This window comes from Acinetobacter sp. YH12227 (assembly GCF_013417785.1).
In the GTDB taxonomy this organism is placed as follows: Bacteria; Pseudomonadota; Gammaproteobacteria; order Pseudomonadales; family Moraxellaceae; genus Acinetobacter; species Acinetobacter gandensis.
This window is the reverse complement of record NZ_VPDH01000164.1, coordinates 1-1,825: the sequence shown is the minus strand read 5'-3', so window position 1 is coordinate 1,825 and position 1,825 is coordinate 1. Positions and strand designations below refer to the sequence as shown.

Annotated in this window: 2 protein-coding genes and 1 pseudogene; all 3 read right to left on the bottom strand. The window is 36.7% G+C overall.

The genetic code is table 11. The features are described from left to right. Window positions 1–122 precede the first annotated feature (122 nt). Complete coding sequence (locus FTV09_RS17665; protein ID WP_180059005.1) at window positions 123–572, bottom strand: CSLREA domain-containing protein; 450 nt, start codon at window positions 570–572, stop codon at window positions 123–125. A gap of 12 nt (window positions 573–584) precedes the next feature. Continuing rightward, window positions 585–1,709: a rhombotarget A gene (gene rbtA, locus FTV09_RS17660; RefSeq protein ID WP_180059004.1), complete on the bottom strand. Its 1,125-nt coding sequence runs from the start codon at window positions 1,707–1,709 to the stop codon at window positions 585–587. After that, window positions 1,706–1,825 (bottom strand): annotated as a pseudogene (locus FTV09_RS17655) (IS30 family transposase); the annotation flags it as partial. The gene rbtA and the pseudogene FTV09_RS17655, both read right to left, overlap by 4 nt.

Sequence of the window (1,825 nt, the reverse complement as noted above, 5' to 3'; positions counted from 1 at the left end):
TAAATCCTATAGAACAGATGTGGGCATGGGTTAAACGTAAGCGTAAAGAATGGTTGATCGATTCAGTCGATGAGTTATTTCAAGTTTTTTTCGAATCCTGTATGAATAATAAAGTAGTTTGACTATAAACGAACACTTTGCATCACAACATTTGCTTCAGTTTTGCCCGTATTTAAAATACGGGATTTTCCTTGGGCATTAATTGTGGTTTTGATTGCTTCGTATGCAGGGTAATTTCCTGTTAATTTATTTTTAACATCAAAATTCCAGCGACTTTTGCCTTGAATCGTAATTTGTGTCTCTGGAACTAATTCACCTAAACTGAGTTTGTATTCACCAGCTTCAAGTTGAATAATGTCGTTTTGTCCATTTGCTGTATTGCCAGCTTTACATCCACCAAATGCGGCATTTTTTCTTGCTGTCTCTATCGCTTCACGCAATGAACAATTATTTGCATTTTCACCATTTTCATCATCAAAAGTATTTACATATATGATTTTATCGTCAGCAGCCATAAGTGACATGGCTGCAAGCACCATGGCAGCTAATAATCCTTTTTTATAATTTTTCATGACACATCCTTATTACTTTTTATATCGGCGTAATCCAATCAAGCCAAAAAGTGCAGTTAAGCTTAACCAACCCAACGCGCCACCAGAAGTTTTCACAGATTTATTTTCCATATGATTGACCGGTTCTTGGAAAATTCGAACTTCTGCTGATAGATAATTTTTTGAAGTCTCTGTGTTAAAACGTGTTGATGACGTTGCAATTTGAACTTCAAAAATATCGGCTCCATGCCAATCACCATTTGGCGTATAAGTCACATCACCATTCAAGTTCAGTGTCATTTTTCCCTTTGACACTGTACTTTGCTTAATAACTAAACAACCATCTTGCCAAGGCTCACCCGTTGGATTCGCTTTGCCCATAACAGCATCACACTCTTCTTTAGGGATTAAATCACTGTCCCCAAGCTGTTCTAAAATATTAAACTTGGCTATTTCACCTGGATGTATGTCTTGGCCTAGTCGAGAAATACTTGTTGGTACAACAATTTCAATCGCACCTCTATCACACCAAACATCATCAGCACTTCTAGATTTGCCACGTTGATCACTAGACTCGCAGTAAATATGTTCTTCATTTCCATTCGCGGAAGTTGTACCTTTATTTAAAATTGGACTTGAAAACAAAGTACTATAGGACAATAGAATACGTGGGCGTAAATAACCAATAAACGTATTACTTGGAGTACTGAATGGACAGAAAAGTGACTCACGATCTTCAGAAAGTGTCTTACATGCCCCTTCATCACTTCCAGCAAATAGTTGAGTACCATTCCAAATTTGATTTAAATTATCAACTTTCTTTGTAGCTAAATCATTACAACTGTTAGCCATTAAATTATTATATATAACTGATTTATCAGCTGTTGCATCCGCAACGCGGCAATCCTGTGTACCATTTCCTAATATTATACTATTAGCCAGATACGCAATTTTTGATGCATTAAAATCAACACCCGCTGAATTTTTAACTACACTCACGTTATTTACTGCTAAGCCGTCTAATAGATTAAGAGCAGAACCTGTATTTTTAAAAAAAGTGCTATTTGTAACTGTTGCTGTAATAGTTTCTCCAGTCGCACCTGATTTGCTAAAGACAATAGCTCGACCACTCGTGCTACTATTACCTGGCGAATTCAAACATGAGGTGCGACAGTTTGAAAAGTCTTATGATAATCAACAAGCTGAGCAAATTTCTCTAATGGTGTAAGCCAATCTAACGCTTTTCTAGGACGAGTATTCAGTGACATGGCAAC